This window comes from Methylobacterium sp. J-001 (assembly GCF_022829565.1).
GTDB lineage: Bacteria > Pseudomonadota > Alphaproteobacteria > Rhizobiales > Beijerinckiaceae > Methylobacterium.
The window spans coordinates 58,368-76,726 of the sequence record NZ_JAKSYN010000197.1; the positions used below are offsets into that span (position 1 = coordinate 58,368).

An 18,359-nucleotide genomic window follows, 5' to 3' on the forward strand; every position below is an offset into this window, starting at 1 on the left:
TCCGGCTCTGCCTTCGCCAGACCTCTGTGGGACAGGTTGGCGGGACCTCGGACAGGACCTGCTTCTGCCCACAGTAGACCACCTGCGCCCAGGCGTGATCGAACCCACCCATTCGCTTCTGTCGCCCGGCGCCAGCGAAAGGTTGGCCATTCTGGATGATGAAGGGTGCGGCTTTAACCGGAGCGGTCAGGGCTAAGTCGCTAAGTACAACGAGGGGCCGCGCAGCGTGCGGTCCGGATCACGGGGACCCTTTCGGCGCCGGGTCCTCCGGGACCATACGGCGTGAACCCAGCAAGGCTTTGAGGAGTCCCGTCCCTGGCCGGTCTTAGCGCCGATCCGCCTCCTGTGTGCCGATCGCGCTGTTTGTCAGCCCCGAGACCCGGTTACGCAGATCCATGAACCACGTTGGCATCGGCGCTCGGCCGGTACCCACCACCACCGTCGCGGTCATGCCGGCCACCAGGGGCATGTCGGCGGGCTTCTTGTCGATACGGACGCGCACCGGGACGCGCTGGGCCAGGCGCACCCAGGTGTAGACCGGGTTCACGTCCGGCAGCCCCTGCGTGCTCGCGGCGGCGTTAGCGGTGGAGATGCCGAGGGTGATGCTTTCGACCGTCCCGCTGATATGCGGATCGTAGCCCATCAGTTTGACGTCAGCGGCGTCGCCGACATGGATGTTGGCCATCTTGGTCTCCTCGAAATAGCCGTCGATCCAGAACGAATCCGTATCAACGATGCTGATGTTCGAGGTCCCTGTGCGCGCGTAGTCACCCACACGCATCAGGAGGTTGGTCACCCGACCATTGACCGTAGATTTTACCTGGGTCCGTCCGAGGTTGACCTTCGCCTGCCGCAGCTGCGCCTGAGCGCTTTCCAGAGTCGCCTCGGCGATCTTGGCCGCTCCGGCAAATTGTTGTTTCTCCTCCACCGAGGTTGAGACGGTGGTGAGCGCTTGGCGCCGGGCCGATTGCGCGTTCTTCACCTGAAGGTCGGCCTCGCGGTTCTTCACCTCGGCATCGGCCGAGGTGACCGCGACCTCGAAATCGACCGGATCGATCACGTAGAGCAGGTCGCCTTTATGGACGAACTGGTTATCCTGGACGCGCAACGACACGATCTGCCCCGACACCTGCGGGGCGATATTGGCAACCTGAACGCGGACGCTTCCGTCCCGGGTCCAAGGTGCGGCAACGTAGAATTCCCAGACGAACGCCGCAGCCACAAAGGCAAGAAGCAGGATCACGCCGGTAGCGGCCAAGCGAAAGATCTTCGCGGCGCGGCCCCGGCGCGCGGTGAGCGGCGGCGGATCGGTTCGGCTCTGCGCCTCCTCGCGTGGAGCGGCCTTCGGATCGTCCTCGTCGGCGGTGGTGGCAGGCATCTAGATGAACGCAATCAGGAGGGCGAGGACACACACGTAGATGCCGGCCTCGGCGAGCGGGGCGTTGGCAACGTAATGGCTGAAGCGGATACGGGCGAAAACCCAGCGCAGTCCGAGGAGGATCACGAAGGCGGCAAGCGCATAACCGACGAACGAGGAGATCAGCACCCCGCCGATGTGGATGTCCTCGTACATGCCGGTCTCGGATAAACCTTTGCGTTAGAAGAGTGCGACGTCGAGGCGACGAAGGAACTGCCGGTGACGCGCGATGGTTCGCGCCGCCGTAACCAGATCGCTCGCAGCCCGCGCCGTGGACAGCCGCACGGTTCGGTCCTGCCGCGAGGCCGCACGGATGAGGTCGCGGGCGCCTGTCTCCAGAGCTCGGTCGTCGCCACAGGCCAAGCCTGCTCGAGCCCGCTGGATCGCTCCGCGCAACGATTCGACCGGCCAGAGCCGGCGTAGCTCGGCATGGGCCCGCGCAGCTGCGGCCTCCAACCGAGCCAGTGCGAAAGCGTGCGAGAGGCTCGCCCGCCGCACCGCCCCGCTGCCCGAGCTGTAACCGGCGAACTGGAACAGGCGGTCGGCGTTCAGGCTGGTGCGGGTTGTCGCGTCGCCACCTTCACCCACGAGGGCATCGGCCAGGGCCCGCTGCGCCGACTCGAGGGCATAGACCCGCTGCTGCGCCGGCGTGACCGGCAACAGCACGCGCACCACAATCGACAGGATGATGGCGGCGGCCACGACGAGGAACCCGTTCAGCAGAAAGGTCTGGGCGTCGTAGCTCTGCGGATTGGAGGGGCCGAGCAGCACCGGGAAGAACACGATCAGGATGAAGCCGATCCCGAAGGTCTTCTGATTCAGTGACAGGAAGCACCCAAGGAAGATGACCGGGGCCATCACGATGGCGAGCATCGGGAAGCCTTGGACACCGTCGAGAAACGCGAAGCGGGCGATACCCGCGAAGGTCGCTGCGAGACTCATCCCGATCACCACGCCGTTGGCGAACTTTTTCGGGTCGGGTGTCACCGAGGACAGGGCTGCGGTGGCGGCGACCTGAACCAGCGCAAAGGAGGCCTGCGGCAAACCGAGTGCCACAAAGGTGGCGGCCGTCACCGCGAAACCGATGGCCACCCGCAACGCACCGCGCAGGGCCACGGGAAAATCTCGGTGGGTCGGCAGGTTCGCGTCGCGCAAGGGTCGATGGCCGTCGGCCACGGCTCGCATACCGTCCTGCGCGAACGTTGCCGCGCAGACCACGTCAAGGGCACGCTGGAGCACCACGACCTCGTCGAGAGGCCGGTTGCCATCCCGGATCGCGGCATCGACGAGATCACGCAGGCGCTCGTCATCCCGCTCAAGGGTCTCGGGATCCGGATCATCGGCGACACGACTGCAGATCCGGAGCGCTTCCTCAACGGCGGGGCTGCGCATGCGCAGACAAGCGGCGGCGGCTGCGACGGCACGGATCGCCGCCGCCAGGACATAGAGGGCCGCAATGCAGCTGCGCGCACCCGCGGCACGCCAAGGACCGTCATCCAGCTCCCCGGCGATAGCGTTGGCATCGGCACGCATCGGCGCGATGGTGCGGATCAGCGCAGCGGTGCGGGAGGCGCCGAGATCGCCCTTGTCCAGCGTCTCGCGCGCGTAAGCGCGCGTGTCATCCCAGGCTTTGCCAAGTTGCGGCAACAGCGCCCGCCACGTGCTCGGAGAGGCGAGGGCGTCGTTGATGAACGTGATGACGAGGATGCCCAACACGATGACGGCCACGCGGGAGACCGCGGCGTCGAAAGTGCCTTGCGGCTCGTCGATCTGGCCCAGCGCGATGATTGCCACCGTGTAGCCCGACAACATCGCGCCGTAGGCGCGGGTATCCTGGAGGTACTGCGCCGTGAATACGCATAGTCCCATCCAGACCGTGAACGAGACCAGCAACAGGACCCGGTCCTGCCCGAACGCCGCCATGAACACGATGGACACGGCAGCGCCGATCAGCGTCCCGAGCAGGCGGTAGACGGCCTTGGAGAGCGCCTGCCCCCGTTTGGGCTGAGCCAAAATCGCAACGCAGGTCGCCGCCGAGGATGCGCTATCCAGCTGAAGCCAGAAAGCCGCGGCGAGCGCCAGCATCATGGCAATCCAGATGCGCAACGCGTAGGCCCAAGCTGCAGGCTTGGGTACCCAGGCATCAAGAAAGCCGACAAGACGATCGGTGAGAGGGGCGGCAGGCTGGTTTTTGCCCGCGGCGACCGACGCCTCAGCCATGCCGCACGCGAGCCGCCACCGGCCAGGACGCCCGCCGATCCATCATGTCCGCGCTGGTTCCCGCTTCAACCGTTCGAAATCCAGAAACGAATGAGAAGCGCGGCGGTTCGGGTTTCTTTAGGCTTTGTCGCCTCCCTTCAAGCGCTTGTTACAGCTGCTCCAGAACTGAGGCCATTTGGGTCCCTGGGCGGCCTTCTGCGCATCGGTGAGCCCGCGCCACTCGGCGCCGCACGTCTTTTGCCGCTCCCGCGCAGCGCTTTGCCCGGGGCTCGGCGCCTTGACGGCGGGTGCAGCCGGCGCAGCCGCCGGAGCCTGGCTTGCGGCCGGAGGCATCGCGGGCGCGTCCTTGGCCAAGAGCGGCTGGGCCGCAAACAGCGGTGCTGTGAGCACCGCGATCCGCACAAATCGGTCGATCATCGAATCCCCCCGGAATCGCAACGGTTCCGGGATGCGATCTCACCGCGCGCGCGCGGTCGCGACAAGGGCTTGGCGGCTTTCGCCAACAGGTCAGGCCTGCGATCTCGTAAACGTGAGCCACGCGTCAGCGATGCTCTTGAGCGCAGCCGGGAAATCGTCTTCATTGCCGCGAGTGTCCGAGATCGGCGGGGGAACGCCGCGCCGCCGTGCGATCGGTCGTGGAGCAGATCAATCATGGCAGCGGTGTCGGGACGGCCGATCGACCTCCATACCTGGAGCACGCCGAACGGCTGGAAGATTCCGATCATGCTCGAGGAATGCGGGCTCCCCTATCGTGTGATCCCGGTCAACATCGCGAAGAATGAGCAATTCGCTCCCGACTTCCTCGCGATCTCGCCCAACAACAAAATACCGGCAATTGTCGATCCGGACGGGCCAGGTGGGCAACCGATCACAGTGTTCGAGTCCGGCGCGATCCTTCAATATCTTGGCCGCAAGACGGGCCAGTTCTACCCGACGGACGAGCGGGCCCGGGTGGCCGTGGATGAGTGGCTGTTCTGGCAGGTGGCGGGGTTTGGACCCATGCTCGGCCAGACGCATCACTTCAAGATCTACGCACCCGAGAAAGTGCCCTACGCCATCGACCGGTTCACCGCGGAGGCAAACCGCCTCTACGGCGTCCTGGAGCGGCGGCTGACGGGGCGGGACTATCTGGCTGGCGATTATTCGATCGCCGACATCGCGACGGTGACTTGGGCCAAACTGAATTTCAAGCAAGGTGTCGAGATTGCCGGCTTGCCGAATGTCGCGCGCTGGCTGGATACCGTCCTGGCGAGGCCGGCCGTACAGCGCGGCCTCGCGGCGATCTGAGCGTCAGTTCTTGTTGGCGGCCTGCTGGTTCACGTCCGGCACCCGGGTCCAGGTCTGCGAGCCGCACAGCACCTTGAGCATGCAGCCCGAGACACTGAGCTCGGCCTCGCTCTCGCGCTCGAGGCTGACGGTGTAAACCTTGCCCTCTTCGATGTTGTAGAGTTCGCCGGTGAATTTCTCGTCGTCCGGCTTCAGTCCGTCGATGAGCTGCAGCCCGATAACCGGACGGCTACGCTTCTTCGGATCGGGGTTCTTCGCATCGGTCCTTGCAACGCCGTTCTCGGCGGTCGGCACCTTGAGCCAGACGACCTTGCCGCACACGAGTTTCTGGCCGGGGCCGCATCGGTCGATCCGGATCTTCGCGCGGCCATCCCCGGTGAGCCAGGTGCCGGACGGATCCTTCCCGGTGTCGGCGGCGGCGGCGGAGAGGCCGCCGAGGAGGAGAGCAGTGCTGAGGGCGAGGCGCATGGTTCGTCTCCGAATATTGGGCACCGAAGGCGCCTGTGGGGTGGACGAAATCGGCTTGGGTCGACAGAACCGTCGCAATCAGGCGATTTTTCGGCGGTGTTGCGGCAGAGCCACGGCCACGCTTGTCCCATCCCGCCGTCTAGGGCGGCTTGAGGCCCGGTAGGGCGCCCGCTATAAGCCTGCCGCGGAAGCGAATTTTCGCGCCTGCGATGCGCGCGTCAGCCCGGCGCGCACCTGCCGCCTTTTCCACAGACAGACCGGACAGACCATGGCCACCGAGCGCACCTTCTCGATCCTCAAGCCCGACGCCACCCGGCGCAACCTGACCGGCGCCGTGAATGCGGTGATCGAGGAGGCGGGCCTGCGCATCGTCGCTCAGCGCCGCATTCGCATGACCAAGGAGCAGGCGGAAAAGTTCTACGAGGTCCACAAGGAGCGGCCGTTCTTCGGCGAGCTCGTGAGCTTCATGACCTCCGGCCCGGTGGTGGTGCAGGTGCTCGAGGGCGAGAACGCCGTGGCGAAGTATCGCGAAGTCATGGGCGCCACGAACCCGGCCCAGGCCGCCGAGGGCACCATCCGCAAGCGGTTCGCCGAGTCGGTTGGCGAAAACACCGTGCACGGCTCCGACAGCGCCGAGAACGCCAAGCTCGAAATCGCGCAGTTCTTCCAGGATTCCGATATCGCCGCCTGAGGCGGAAATCAGGGTGGCGGGTCGGGCACACCGGCGCGCCATCCGGGCGTGGCCCACCCGGCGGCGCGGCAAATGCCCCCCGGTGTGTCCGGACCGTCATTGACGGATCGAGGGTAGAAGGCGACCAACGGTCAAGGTTACCCAACCTCAGCTCTGGACCGCCAAGACCATGACGATGCGCCGCCTGCCCCTGCTGATCGCGACCGGCCTGATCGCGATCGGCGCGACCGCCGCTCTCGCGGGCGGATCCCCGGCCCCGTTCCAACAGTACGAGCCGGATCCCGCGCTCAAGACCGCCACCAAGGCGAATCTTGAGGGCCGCGTACGCCACGCCTGCACGATCGTTCAGGCCCGGCTGACCAGCGCCCCTGAGGCTTCCCTAGAGCGTCCTTGCGGCTGCTACGCCAAGCAGACGCTGCGCAGCCTCGATGAGTCCGAGATCGAAGCCTACCGGGCCACCGGCTATTTCAACGACTCCGCCCGCGCCAAGGCTCTGTCGGCACTCGACAGCTGCAAGCTGCAGCGGCCGGTCTGATCATTCCCGGGGCGCTGCCCCGGACCCTGCCGAAGGGACTCGTCCCTTCGGGATCCCCATTACACGCTGAACAAGACGCCTTCAGGCGCGGTGTCGGCGATGACAACGCGATCACCTTCAAGGCGAGCGCGTCCGTCGGCCACCAGAGCCAGAACCGCCGGGTAGAGACGGCGCTCCTGGACGATCACCCGGTCGGCGAGGCTATCGGGGTCGTCGCCCTCGCGCACCGGGATGGCAGCCTGCGCCACGATCGGCCCGGCATCGAGTTCCGGCACCACGAAGTGTACCGTGCAGCCGTGGAGTCGCACGCCGGCTTCGAGAGCTTGCGCGTGCGTATGCGTGCCCTTGAACAGGGGCAGCAGCGAGGGATGGATGTTGAGCATCCGCCCCGCCCAACCGGCAACGAAGGCCGGCGTGAAGATCCGCATGAATCCGGCCAGGCACACGAGATCGACGTCGGCAGCGCGCAGCTCGGCGTCGAGGGCAGCGTCGAAGCTGGCGCGATCCGGAAAGGCCCTGTGGTCGACCGCCCGGGCCGGGATCCCGGCTTCGGCCGCCCGGCCCAGGCCGGCAGCGTCCGGCCGATTCGACAGCACTAGCACGATATCGGCCGGGTAGGCCGGATCCTTCGCCGCCTCGATCAACGCGACCATGTTCGACCCGCGCCCCGAAATCAGGACCGCGACGCGGGTCTTGCGGGGACTCGCCATCAAAGCGCGAGGCGTCCGCTGAAGGTCACGGGCTCGGGCCCGCGCGCGGTGATCCGGCCGAGGCGTACGGGCGCCTCCCCGGCTCGGGTGAGGGCCTCGTCGACATCGTCGACCGCCTCGGCGGCGGCAATCACCACCATGCCGATCCCGCAATTGAACGTCCGCAGCATCTCCGCCTCGGCGACACCGCCCTCGCGGGCGAGCCAGCCGAACACCGCCGGCGGGGTGATCGCATCGAGGTCGATGGCGATGCCGACATCGTCCGGCAGTACCCGGGGCAGGTTGTCGGGGAAGCCGCCGCCGGTGATGTGGGCCAGCGCGCGGATGCCGTCTGTCGCCGCAAGCGCGGCGAGCAGCGGCTTCACGTAGATCCGGGTCGGCTCCAGCAGGGCATCGCCGAGGCCGCGCGACGGATCGAACGGCGCCGGAGCGTCCCAACCGAGGCCGGTCTTGGCGACGATCCGGCGGACGAGCGAGAAGCCGTTGGAATGGATCCCGGAGGAGGGCAGGCCGAGCACCACGTCGCCCGGCTTGATGCCCGCCTTCGGCAGGAGCGTGCCGCGCTCGGCCGCGCCGACCGAGAAGCCGGCGAGATCGTAATCCGAGCCGTCATAGAGTCCGGGCATCTCCGCGGTCTCGCCGCCGATCAGCGCGCAGCCCGCCTGCCGGCAGCCTTCGGCGATGCCGCGCACGATGTCGGCGCCGACACCTGGTACCAGCTTGCCCGTCGCGTAATAATCCAGAAAGAAGAGCGGCTCGGCGCCCTGGACCACGAGGTCGTTCACGCACATCGCCACCAAGTCGATGCCGATCGTGTCGTGCCGGCCGGTCTCGATGGCGATCTTGACCTTGGTGCCGACGCCGTCGTTCGCCGCCACCAGGATCGGATCGCGAAATCCCGCGGCCTTCAGATCGAACAGGCCGCCGAAGCCGCCGATCTCGGCATCCGCTCCCGGCCGTCGCGTCGAGCGCACCAGCGGCTTGATCGTCTCGACCATCGCGTTGCCGGCATCGATATCGACGCCCGCCTCCGCGTAGGTCAGTCCCTGTCCATCCTTGGCCGTCATGCCAGCGTCGTCCCGGTCAACATCGGCTTCGCTCTAGCGGCTTCCAGCGCGCCGCGCGAGTCGCCTGCGCCGAGGCTTGATCGGCGGAAGGCCGATGCCCACTCTGCGGCGGGGCGTAGTATGAGGCGTCGGGGGGAGGACGACATCATGCGCGCACGGGCTGTGATCGGGCTTGCGATACTCGTCGCACTCAGCATCCTCGTCTACCTGCTGCGGGAGGTGATGCTGCCCTTCGTGGCGGGAATCGCTCTGGCGTATCTGCTCGATCCCCTGGCCGACCGGCTGGAACGCCTCGGGCTCGGTCGCCTGGCCGCGAGCCTGCTGATCCTGGCCCTGTTTGTAATCGCGCTGATCGTTTCGCTGCTGATCCTGATCCCGCTCACCGGAAACCAAGTGGCCGCCCTGGTCAACGCACTGCCCGGCATGGTTTCGCGGCTCCAGGGGATCATCGCCGAACGTGCCGGTCCGCTGCTCGAGCGAGTCGGCGGCGACAACGTGCTGACCGAGCTCCAATCCTCCGTGGGCACCCTGGCGAGTCAGGGCGGCGCGTGGCTGCTCGCCTTCCTCAAGTCGATCTGGTCGGGCAGCCAGGCCCTGATCTCGATTGCTTCGCTGCTGGTGGTGACTCCGGTGGTTGCCTTCTACATTCTGGTCGACTGGGATCGGATGATGGCAGCCCTGGACAGCTGGGTGCCGCCCCGGCACCGGGCCACCGTGCGCGACCTCGCCCGCCAGATCGATGGCGCGATCACCGGCTTCGTGCGTGGGCAGACCCTGGTCTGCCTGATCCTGGGCAGCTTCTACGCAGTGGGGCTCTGGCTGGTCGGGCTCAATTTTGGTGTGCTGATCGGCCTGATCGCCGGCTTTCTGACCTTCATCCCGTATGTCGGCACGCTGACCGGATTCCTCATCTCAGTCGGCGTCGCGCTGGTGCAGTTCTGGCCGTCCTCCGACTGGCTGCATCTCGGGCTGACGGTGGGCGTGTTCCTGATCGGCCAGTTCCTCGAAGGCAATGTCATCGCACCGAAGCTCGTCGGCGAATCCACCGGCCTGCATCCGGTCTGGCTGATGTTCGCGCTGCTTGCCTTCGGGTCCTTGTTCGGTTTCGTCGGCCTGCTGCTCGCCGTGCCGGTGGCCGCTTCGATCGGCGTCCTCGTGCGTTTCGCCCTGGCGCGCTATCTTCAAAGCCGCCTCTACCACGCCGAACAACCGGTCCTGATCAACCTCAATGACGAGGGCGGTCGAACCTTAACCACCACCGGTGTGCGTTCCTCCTGAGCGCCCCAACCGAGCCCCCCATGCGCGAGAACGCCCCACCCCGGCAGTTGGCCTTCGATCTGCCGCTCGATCCCCGCTACGGCCGCGAGGATTTCTTGGTCGGGCCGGCGAACGAGGCGGCGTACCTGCTGATCGAGGCCTGGCCGGATTGGCCCGACAGCGTGCTCGTGCTGAACGGTCCGTCGGGCAGCGGCAAAAGCCATCTGGCGGCAATCTGGGCGGAGCGAGCCCATGCCTGGACGGTGACGGCGGCAGAGGTCGGGTCCGACGCGGTGCAGCACCTCGTGTCGAACGGTGCGTTGGTCATCGAGGATATCGACCGGGACGTCGGCCGGGACGAGGCGGCCCTGTTCCACCTGCTCAATCGGGCCCGGGAACTCGCCTGCCCGGTCCTGCTGACCAGCGCGGCCGGGATCGACGCGCTGGGACTCGCGACACCGGATCTGCGCTCCCGTCTTCGCCTCGCCCCCAGCATCGCCATCGAGGCGCCGGACGACGCCCTGCTGCGCGCCGTCTTGGTCAAGCTGTTCGTCGACCGGCAATTGGTGGTGGATCTCAGCGTGATCGACGCGCTGGCGCTGAGGATCGATCGCTCCCTCGGACGGGCCCGGGACTTGGTAGCGGAACTGGACCGCGACGCGCTCGGGCGTGGACGGCGGATCAGCCGGCCGCTGGCTCTGGCCGTGCTAAGACGCATGGGCTTTGAGGACGAGGCCGACGCGGAGGCGTAAAATCGGAACCCGGTGGCCGTCACGAAAGCGTCGTGAAAGCTACGGGTGTAGAATGCTAAAGGCGCCGGCACCGGCAAGGACAGGAATCGGAATGGAATCGACGCAGAAGCCCATGGACCGCGACGCCGCCGACGAGGCCGCGGAGCCCCGTCGGCCCGACGCGACCAATCCGGCCCCCCGCCGCCCCGCCGTGAAGCGAGCGCCGGCCAGGAATACGGCCGCCCAGAGTGCGGCCGCGCCATCCACGGCAACTCCGTCTGCCACTGCCCCGGGCGTGCCTCCAAAGACCACACCTGCCAAAGCAGCGACCGCTAGGACCGCTTCCGCTCGGAACGCGACCGCTCGGAACGCGGCCATCAACGGGACCAGCATCGGCAGCACGACCGCCCCGGAACCGGCCACGAAGATCGCGGCTCCGAGAAGCGTGCCGACGGACGCCGCAGCTGCGGCCAACGAAGCGGCCCCCACACCAGTCGACACCACTGATGAGTGGCCTGCCGTCCCCACCGTGCCGGCGGAGCAGGCTGTGGGTGCTGCCCGCGAGCCCGTCGTCGAGGCCGGGCGCTCGCTGCGCCATTCCCCCGAGCGCTTCGTGAACCGCGAGCTGTCCTGGCTCCAGTTCAATCGTCGGGTCCTGGAGGAAGCCTCCAATCCGAACCATCCGCTGCTGGAGCGCCTGCGCTTCCTGTCGATCTCGGCGAACAACCTCGACGAGTTCTTCATGGTCCGCGTCGCCGGCCTGATCGATCAGGTCCGGGCCGGGCTCACCCTCCCGTCACAGGATGGCCTCACGCCGTCCGAGCAACTCAACCGAATCGGCATCGAGGTCGCGCGGCTTGCCGCCGATCAGCAGGCCCGCTGGCGCGAGTTGCGCGTGGAGTTGCAGGCCTCGGAGATCGAGATTGTCGAGCCGGCGGCCCTGACGGCCGAGCAGGCCGCCTGGTTGGAGGAGTACTTTCTCAACCACGTTTCTCCGGTTCTGACGCCGCTTGCGATCGACCCGGCGCACCCGTTCCCGTTCATCCCCAATCTCGGCACCACCATCGCGCTGATGCTGGTGCGACCGCGCGACGGCCGGTTGCTGCGGGCCCTGATCCGCGTGCCGGGCGTCATCGATCGGTTCGTTCGCCTGCCCACCAGCGAGAGCGAGACCGCCGCGCGCCTGATCTCGATCGAGCAGGTGATCGGCATGTTCACCGGGCGGCTGTTCCCCGGCTACCTGGTGAAGAGCAGCGGCGCATTCCGGGTGGTGCGCGATTCGGATCTGGAGATCGAGGAGGAGGCCGAGGATCTCGTCCTGCATTTCGAGACCGCGCTGAAGCAGCGCCGCCGGGGCGTGGTGATCCGGCTCGAAGTCGAATCCGGCATGTCCGAGGAGCTGCGCAGCTTCGTCGCCGACGAGCTGGAGATCTCCGCCGACGCGATCTTCCTGATCGAGGGCATGCTGGCCCTGAACGAGCTGTCGCAGATCGTCGGGATCGACCGGCCGGATCTGAAGTTCAAGCCCTACAATCCGCGCTTCCCCGAGCGTATCCGCGAGAGCGGCGGCGACGTGTTCGCGGCGATCCGCCAGAAGGACTTCATCGTCCACCACCCCTACGAGTCGTTCGACTCGGTGGTGCAGTTCCTGGCGCAAGCCGCCCGGGACCCGAACGTGGTGGCGATCAAGCAGACGCTCTATCGGACCTCCTCGAACTCGCCGATCGTCGCGGCGCTCGCCGAAGCCGCCGAACTCGGCAAGTCGGTCACTGCCCTCGTGGAGTTGAAAGCGCGGTTCGACGAGGAGGCCAATATCCGCTGGGCGCGCAACCTCGAGAAGGCCGGTGCCCAGGTGGTGTTCGGCTTTGTCGAGCTGAAGACTCACGCCAAGTTGTCGTTGGTCGTCCGGCGCGAGGGCGACAAGCTTGTCACCTACTGCCATGTCGGCACGGGCAACTACCACCCGATCACGGCGCGGGTTTACACGGACCTGTCGTTCTTCACCGCGGACCCGGCGATCGCCCGTGACGTCTCGCGGATCTTCAACTTCATCACCGGCTACGCCGAGCCCGCCGAGCTGGAGCGGATGTCGGTCTCGCCGCTGACGCTGAAGAATCGTTTGCTGGAGAACATCGAGGCGGAGGTCGCCCACGCCAAGGCCGGGCGGCCGGCTGCGATCTGGATCAAGTGCAATTCGCTCGTCGATGCGCAGATCATCGACGCCTTGTACGATGCATCCTCCGCGGGGGTGCAGATCGATTGCGTCGTGCGCGGCATCTGCTGCTTGCGGCCGGGCATCCCGGGCCTGTCGGAGACGATCCGGGTCAAGTCGATCGTCGGGCGCTTCCTGGAGCACGGCCGGATCTACGCCTTCGGCAACGGCGTCGGGCTGCCCCACCCGAAGGCGACGATCTACATTTCGTCGGCCGATCTGATGAGCCGCAATCTCGACCGCCGGGTCGAGGCGCTGCTGCCGATCACGAATCCGACGGTGCACCAACAGGTGCTCGACCAGATCATGCTGGCCAATCTCCTGGACAATCGCCAGAGTTGGCGGCTGCTTGCCTCCGGCGGCTGCGAGCGGATTCAACCTGCGGAGGGTGAGGAGCCGTTCAACGCGCACAAGTATTTCATGACGAACCCAAGTCTTTCCGGCCGCGGCAAGGCATCGAAGAAGTCGAGCCCGCGTGCTTTGAGCCGTCGGGCCCAACGTGGCTAAGTGCGCCGGCGGATGCGCAGACGACTCGACAGGTTTCGCAAACGGGTTGTGCAGCTCTGCGTGAGGACTCTGCGTTCCCCTGGAAAGCCTCACGGACGAAACGTTGCCCCGCCGGTGCGATTGGGCTTAGAGCAATCGCCGCCGCCAAGGCTATCGGTTCGGCCGCCAGCGATTCGTATCATCGACTTGGAGCCCAGTTCGGTCGCCGCACCGTCGAACACGGCTCTGAATTGCACGCGTGGCCCGCCGGTCCGGCCGGCCACAATCCATCAAGGACTCGGACGTTTGGGCAGCCCTCGCGCCAACCTCACCCTCGCGCATTCCGCCGATAGGCCCTCGCGTGACCTGCGGCCGCCGGTGGCAATCATCGATATCGGCTCGAACTCGGTGCGGCTTGTCGCCTATGACGGCCTGAGTCGCGCGCCGACGCCGCTCTACAACGAGAAAGTCCTGTGCGGCCTCGGCCGCAACGTCCTGACCACCGGCCGGCTCAACGAGGACGCGGTCAACCGTGCCCTGACCGCCCTGGGTCGTTTTCGCGTGCTGTGCGAGACGATGCGCGTCGGCCGGGTGTTCGTGCTGGCGACGGCGGCGGCCCGGGATGCCGAAAACGGTCCCGACTTCCTGCGCGCCGCCGAGGCGGCCTGCGGCCAGGAGATCCAGCTCCTGTCGGGCCGCCGGGAAGCGGAGCTGTCCGCAATGGGCGTGATCTCGGGCTTCCACGCGCCGAACGGCGTTGTCGGCGACATGGGCGGCGGCTCCCTCGAACTGGTGGATGTCCGCGGCACCGTGGTCGGGCAGGGGGTGACGATGCCCCTCGGCGGGCTGGCCTTGCAGGACCTCTCCGGCGGTTCGATCAAGAAGGCCGCCAAGATCGTGCGGGAGCACATGCGCAAGGCCGAGCCGCAGCTCGAGACCCTGCGCGGCCGGACGTTCTATGCGGTGGGCGGCACTTGGCGCGCGTTGGCACGGCTTCACCAGGCGGCCCGCGGCTACCCCGTCCACGTCATGCACGGCTACGCGGTCGAGCCGACCGACGAGATGAGCTTTCTGCAGATCGTCGAGCAGACCGACGTCGCGATGCTCCAGGATGTCGATACGATCTCGGAAGCGCGGCGCCCGCTGCTGGCCTACGGGGCCTTGGTCCTCGAGGAGATCATCCGCGTCGGGCGGCCGCGCGAGGTCGCGATCTCGGCCTCCGGGGTGCGGGAGGGGCTGCTGTTCGAGCAACTCGACCGCGACACGCGCCTGATCGATCCGCTTCTCGCCTCGGCTGCCGAATTCAACGGCCTGCGCGCGCGCTCGCCCCTCCATGGTGAGGAATTGATCGCCTGGACGGACCGGTTCGTGGCGACGCTGGATGGCCCCGAGACGGCAGACGAGCGTCGCCTGCGCCATGCGGGCTGCCTCCTGTCGGATGTCGGCTGGCGCGCGCATCCCGATTATCGCGATGAGCAGAGCATCGCGGCGATCCAGAACGCCGCCTTCGTCGGGGTGGACCATCCCGGGCGGGCTTATCTCGCCCTCTCGGTGTCGCTCCGCCACAGCGGCGTGGCCCCGGAAAAGGCCAACCCGATCCTCAGGACCATCGCTGGACCGCGCCTGTTCGAGCGGGCGCGCCTTCTCGGAGCCTTGCTGCGTGTCGCCTTTCCGATCTCAGCCGGGATGGATGGGGCACTCCCCCGCGCCCCGGTGGTCGTCGAGGACGGCCGCATCACGCTGCGGATGCCGCAGGATTGGGCTGCCCTCGCCAGTGATCGCCTGCTGAACCGCGTCCGCGGCCTCGGCCGTGTGGTCGGGCTAGATGGACGGATCGAGATCGGCGGCAACTGACTCGGGGCGGCCACCTCATTCGCAGGCGTGTGGCCGGCCTCGACCGTTTGCTGCGAAGGACCCCGGCGGCAACCTTCGCCGGGGTCCTAGCAATCCCCTCACTCCGAGATCATGCCCGCGCCCGCCTCGCCGCGGGGCAGGGGAGCCGGCTCGGACTGCGCCTCGACCACGGCTGCGGCCGTGACGTTGACGATGCCGCGGGCGGTCACCGAGGGCGTCAGGATGTGGGCGGGCTTGGCCGGGCCGATCAGCAGCGGCCCCACGGGCAGCGCATCCGCCAGGACCTTGGCGAACTGGAACGCGATGTTGGCCGCGTCGAGATTCGGGAAGATCAGGACGTTGGCCGCCCCCTTGAGGCGCGAGCCCGGCAGCACCCGGTCGCGGACCAGCTCGGAGAGGGCCGAATCCGCCTGCATCTCGCCATCGACCATCAGATCCGGGTCGCGGGCCTGGAGCAGCGCCAATGCCTCCCGCATCTTCATCGCCGAGGGTGAATCCGACTGGCCGAAATCCGAGTGGCTCAGCAGGGCGATCTTGGGCGTCATGCCGAAGCGACTGACATGGCCGGCGCAGGCCTGGGCGACCTCGGCGATCTCCTCCGCCGTGGGGTTCTGGCGGACATGGGTGTCGGCCAGGAAGTAGGCGCCCTCGCTGGTCACGATCAGGCTCATGGCCGCGCATTGGGCGATGCCGGGCGCCAGGCCGATCACGTCGCGGATGATCCGCAGCCGGGTCTCGAACCGGCCCTCCAGGCCGCAGATCAGGGCGTCGGCCTCGCCGCGGCGGACGGCGATGGCGCCGATCACCGTGTTGTTGGTGCGGACCAGGGTGCGGGCCGCATCCGGGGTGATGCCGCGCCGGCCGGCGACGTCCAGATAGGTCTGGACGTAGGCGCGGTAGCGGGGATCGTCCTCGGGATCGATCAGCTCGAAATCGCGGCCCTCCTGGATCGAGAGGCCGAAGCGCTTGAGCCGCGACTCGACCACCCGCGGCCGGCCGACCAGGATTGGGAATGCGACCTTGTCCTCGACGATCGCCTGGACGGCGCGCAGCACGCGCTCGTCTTCGCCCTCGGCGTAGATCACGCGCTTCGGCTCGGCCTTCGCCTTCGAGAACAGCGGCTTCATGATCAGGCCGGACCGGTGCACGAACCGGTCGAGGCTCTCGACATAGGCGTCGAAATCCGCGAGCGGCCGCCCGGCCACGCCGGACTCCATCGCGGCCCTGGCCACTGCCGGGGCGATGCGCACGATCAGCCGCGGATCGAACGGGCTCGGGATCAGCGACTCCGGGCCGAACGGCCTTGCCTCGCCGCCATAGGCGCGAGCGACCACGTCGGAGGGCGTCTCGCGGGCGAGCGCGGCGATCGCCTTTACGGCGGCACGCTTCATCTCCTCATTGATGCTGGTCGCACCGACATCGAGCGCGCCCCGGAATATGTACGGGAAGCACAGGACGTTGTTGACCTGGTTCGGGAAGTCCGAGCGCCCGGTACAGATCATAGCGTCGGGGCGCTTCGCCTGAGCCAGGTCCGGCATGATCTCCGGATAGGGGTTGGCCAGCGCCATGATCAGCGGTTTTTCCGCCATCGTCTCCAGGAGCTCGGGCTTCAGGACGCCACCCGCCGAGAGGCCGATGAACACGTCCGCCCCCGGTATCACCTCGGCAAGCGTGCGCGCCTCGGTCTCCTGGGCGTAGACGTCCTTCCAGCGGTCCATCAACTCGGGGCGGCCCTTGTAGACGACGCCCTTGATGTCGGTGACCGTGATGTTCTCGCGGGTCGCGCCCAGGGATACGAGAAGGTTGAGGCAAGCGAGCGCCGCAGCGCCGGCCCCGGAGGTGACGATGCGGACGTCCGAAAGGTTCTTGCCGGCCAGCTCGAGGGCGTTGAGCACGGCGGCCGCCACGATGATCGCGGTGCCGTGCTGGTCGTCGTGAAAGACCGGGATGTTCATCCGGGCCCGGCACTGCTCTTCGACCTCGAAGCACTCGGGGGCCTTGATGTCTTCGAGATTGATGCCGCCGAAGGTCGGCTCAAGGGCGCAGACCACATCGACGAGCTTGGACACGTCGTTCTGGTCGACCTCGATGTCGAAGACGTCGATCCCGGCAAATTTCTTGAACAGGACCGCCTTGCCCTCCATCACGGGCTTGGAGGCGAGCGGGCCGATATTTCCCAGCCCCAGCACTGCCGTGCCGTTGGTGAGCACCGCCACCAAGTTCTGGCGGATCGTCAGTTCGGCGGCCTGCTGGGGGTCATCGTGGATCGCCATGCAGGCGACGCCGACGCCCGGCGTGTAGGCGAGCGCCAGGTCGCGCTGGTTGCCGAGCGGCTTGGTCGCCTGGATCTCCAGCTTTCCGGGCTGCGGCAGGCGGTGGTAGACGAGCGCCCCGGCCTTGAGGTCCTCGGACATGTTATCGGCCATCGCTCACCTTCCAACTCGCCTGCTTTCCCGGAGACGACGCGGTCGCAAACCGCGCCGGATCCCATCGTGAGGGGTCTGTTGCACCGGCTGCGCGGGGGGCGCAACCCGCACAACGAGACCCGGATCCATCTCGCCGCGCTGGCGAGGGCCTACGGTTTCTCCATAGGCTCTTATTCGTACGGGCGTCCAAAAGTGCGCTTCCCGGAGAGCGGCCGTCGCCTGACGATCGGCCGCTATTGTTCCATTGCCGACAAGGTCGAGATCCTGCTGGGCGGCGACCACCGGCTCGACTGGGCCTCGACCTACCCGTTCGCGGCGATGCGCGGCCTGTTCCCCGACGCATGTGCGCCGGAGGATTACCACGCGTCGCGGGGCGACGTGGTGATCGGGCACGATGTCTGGCTCGGGTCCGGCTGTGTGATCCTGTCCGGCGTCACGATCGGGCACGGGGCCGTGGTGGCGGCCCGGGCGGTGGTGACCCGCGACGTGCCGCCCTACGCGGTGGTGGCGGGCAATCCGGCGCGGGTGGTGCGGCACCGCTTCGACCCGGCGACCGTGGAGGCTCTTGTGGCGGCGGCGTGGTGGGACCTGCCGCACGCGACGGTGACGCGGCTCGTGCCGCTGCTGCAGAGCGGCGACGTGCCCGGCTTGATCGCGGCCGCGGGCAGCGTTGCAGGCGCGCAGGGGATTGCGTAATCCGCGGCCCATCCTCGCCCCGAACCCGGAGCTCGACCATGTCCGACCCTGCGCTGCCCGACCGCCTCTCGGTTAACCCGAACAGCCCGTATTACGACGCGGCCCTGCTGGAGCGCGGCATCGGCATCCGCTTCAAGGGCGTCGAGAAGACCAATGTCGAGGAGTATTGCGTGAGCGAGGGCTGGGTGCGCCTCTCGGCGGGCAAGACCCTGGACCGGGCCGGCAACCCGATGACGGTGAAGCTGAAGGGCTCGGTGGAGCCCTATCTGCGCGACGCGGCGGACGCGGACTGAGATTCTGGC

The 18,359-nt window shown here is 67.4% G+C and carries 17 protein-coding genes; 9 read left to right on the plus strand and 8 right to left on the minus strand.

Features of this window, described 5'->3' with window-relative positions:
* Positions 1 to 325: 325 nt before the first annotated feature.
* The 4 genes from MKK65_RS24045 to MKK65_RS24060 form a co-directional block, all read right to left on the minus strand.
* Entirely contained in the window at positions 326 to 1,378 is a 1,053-nt protein-coding gene (locus MKK65_RS24045; RefSeq protein ID WP_243960506.1) for an HlyD family secretion protein, read from the minus strand.
* Positions 1,379 to 1,573, minus strand: coding sequence for a DUF1656 domain-containing protein (locus tag MKK65_RS24050; protein ID WP_058190355.1), 195 nt, complete (start codon positions 1,571 to 1,573; stop codon positions 1,379 to 1,381). It abuts the gene before it with no gap.
* Between the two features lie 24 nt (positions 1,574 to 1,597).
* Positions 1,598 to 3,637, minus strand: coding sequence for an FUSC family protein (locus MKK65_RS24055; protein ID WP_243960507.1), 2,040 nt, complete (start codon positions 3,635 to 3,637; stop codon positions 1,598 to 1,600).
* A 117-nt stretch (positions 3,638 to 3,754) separates the two neighbouring features.
* Positions 3,755 to 4,054 (minus strand): hypothetical protein, encoded by a 300-nt coding sequence (locus tag MKK65_RS24060; RefSeq protein WP_058190357.1) that lies wholly within the window; start codon positions 4,052 to 4,054, stop codon positions 3,755 to 3,757.
* 234 nt (positions 4,055 to 4,288) lie between these two features.
* Between MKK65_RS24060 and MKK65_RS24065 the strand changes: the two genes are divergently transcribed.
* Positions 4,289 to 4,924 carry a glutathione S-transferase family protein gene (locus MKK65_RS24065; protein WP_243960508.1) on the plus strand — a complete coding sequence of 212 codons (636 nt, stop codon included), beginning with the start codon at positions 4,289 to 4,291 and terminating at the stop codon, positions 4,922 to 4,924.
* Between the two features lie 3 nt (positions 4,925 to 4,927).
* On the opposite strand, the gene MKK65_RS24070 is transcribed toward MKK65_RS24065, so the two are convergent.
* A complete protein-coding gene (locus tag MKK65_RS24070; RefSeq protein WP_243960509.1) occupies positions 4,928 to 5,392 on the minus strand; it encodes a DUF2147 domain-containing protein in 465 nt (154 codons plus the stop codon).
* Between the two features lie 268 nt (positions 5,393 to 5,660).
* Between MKK65_RS24070 and ndk the strand changes: the two genes are divergently transcribed.
* A complete protein-coding gene (gene ndk, locus MKK65_RS24075; RefSeq protein ID WP_243960510.1) occupies positions 5,661 to 6,083 on the plus strand; it encodes a nucleoside-diphosphate kinase in 423 nt (140 codons plus the stop codon).
* A 169-nt stretch (positions 6,084 to 6,252) separates the two neighbouring features.
* The gene (locus MKK65_RS24080) at positions 6,253 to 6,618 is read left to right on the plus strand and encodes a hypothetical protein (protein WP_243946790.1); all 366 of its coding nucleotides are present in this window, start codon (positions 6,253 to 6,255) and stop codon (positions 6,616 to 6,618) included.
* A gap of 59 nt (positions 6,619 to 6,677) precedes the next feature.
* Here the strand turns inward: MKK65_RS24080 and purN are convergent, their stop codons facing one another.
* Together purN and purM are read right to left on the minus strand one after the other, a co-directional pair.
* On the minus strand, positions 6,678 to 7,328 hold the full coding sequence (gene purN / locus MKK65_RS24085) for a phosphoribosylglycinamide formyltransferase (protein ID WP_243960511.1): 651 nt from the start codon (positions 7,326 to 7,328) through the stop codon (positions 6,678 to 6,680).
* A complete protein-coding gene (purM, locus tag MKK65_RS24090) occupies positions 7,328 to 8,395 on the minus strand; it encodes a phosphoribosylformylglycinamidine cyclo-ligase (RefSeq protein ID WP_243960512.1) in 1,068 nt (355 codons plus the stop codon). The genes purN and purM overlap by 1 nt, the downstream gene beginning before the upstream one ends.
* Before the next feature lie 147 nt (positions 8,396 to 8,542).
* Between purM and MKK65_RS24095 the strand changes: the two genes are divergently transcribed.
* From MKK65_RS24095 to ppx, 4 genes are all read left to right on the plus strand, one after another.
* The gene (locus tag MKK65_RS24095; RefSeq protein WP_243960513.1) at positions 8,543 to 9,673 is read left to right on the plus strand and encodes an AI-2E family transporter; all 1,131 of its coding nucleotides are present in this window, start codon (positions 8,543 to 8,545) and stop codon (positions 9,671 to 9,673) included.
* A gap of 20 nt (positions 9,674 to 9,693) precedes the next feature.
* Positions 9,694 to 10,404 carry a hypothetical protein gene (locus MKK65_RS24100; RefSeq protein ID WP_243960514.1) on the plus strand — a complete coding sequence of 237 codons (711 nt, stop codon included), beginning with the start codon at positions 9,694 to 9,696 and terminating at the stop codon, positions 10,402 to 10,404.
* A 91-nt stretch (positions 10,405 to 10,495) separates the two neighbouring features.
* Positions 10,496 to 13,102 carry an RNA degradosome polyphosphate kinase gene (locus MKK65_RS24105; RefSeq protein ID WP_243960515.1) on the plus strand — a complete coding sequence of 869 codons (2,607 nt, stop codon included), beginning with the start codon at positions 10,496 to 10,498 and terminating at the stop codon, positions 13,100 to 13,102.
* A 285-nt stretch (positions 13,103 to 13,387) separates the two neighbouring features.
* On the plus strand, positions 13,388 to 14,935 hold the full coding sequence (gene ppx, locus MKK65_RS24110) for an exopolyphosphatase (protein ID WP_058190366.1): 1,548 nt from the start codon (positions 13,388 to 13,390) through the stop codon (positions 14,933 to 14,935).
* Between the two features lie 98 nt (positions 14,936 to 15,033).
* Here ppx and MKK65_RS24115 read toward each other — a convergent pair whose 3' ends face one another.
* Positions 15,034 to 17,361, minus strand: a complete 2,328-nt coding sequence (locus tag MKK65_RS24115) for an NADP-dependent malic enzyme (protein WP_279596928.1) — start codon at positions 17,359 to 17,361, stop codon at positions 15,034 to 15,036.
* A gap of 78 nt (positions 17,362 to 17,439) precedes the next feature.
* Here MKK65_RS24115 and MKK65_RS24120 point away from each other — a divergent pair, with 78 nt between their 5' ends.
* Positions 17,440 to 18,057 carry a CatB-related O-acetyltransferase gene (locus MKK65_RS24120; RefSeq protein ID WP_279596938.1) on the plus strand — a complete coding sequence of 206 codons (618 nt, stop codon included), beginning with the start codon at positions 17,440 to 17,442 and terminating at the stop codon, positions 18,055 to 18,057.
* Positions 18,058 to 18,095: 38 nt separating this feature from the next.
* A complete protein-coding gene (locus tag MKK65_RS24125) occupies positions 18,096 to 18,350 on the plus strand; it encodes a DUF3297 family protein (RefSeq protein WP_058190369.1) in 255 nt (84 codons plus the stop codon).
* Positions 18,351 to 18,359: the final 9 nt, after the last annotated feature.